Below are 243 nucleotides of genomic sequence, written 5' to 3' on the forward strand. Positions count from 1 at the left end.
ACGGCGGCCGGGGTGCTGATGGCGAAGCTGCTGAACCTGTGCAGTAAGAACAAAATCAACCCGCTTATCGGTTCGGCGGGGGTGTCGGCGGTGCCGATGGCAGCCAGGGTGTCGAACAAGGTGGGGCTGGAATCGGACCCGCAGAACTTCCTGCTGATGCACGCGATGGGCCCGAACGTGGCCGGGGTGATTGGCTCGGCCATTGCGGCGGGCGTGATGCTCAAGTACGTGCTGGCGATGTAA

1 protein-coding gene is annotated in these 243 nt (G+C 63.4%); it reads left to right on the forward strand.

Annotated features, from left to right (window positions below; genetic code table 11):
- The coding region (locus ACLJZ5_RS22150; protein WP_079844456.1) for a sodium ion-translocating decarboxylase subunit beta at positions 1 to 243 on the forward strand (243 nt) is incomplete at its 5' end.

Origin of the sequence: Salmonella sp. 5800 (assembly GCF_046558195.1) — a bacterium.
Lineage (GTDB): Bacteria > Pseudomonadota > Gammaproteobacteria > Enterobacterales > Enterobacteriaceae > Salmonella > Salmonella enterica.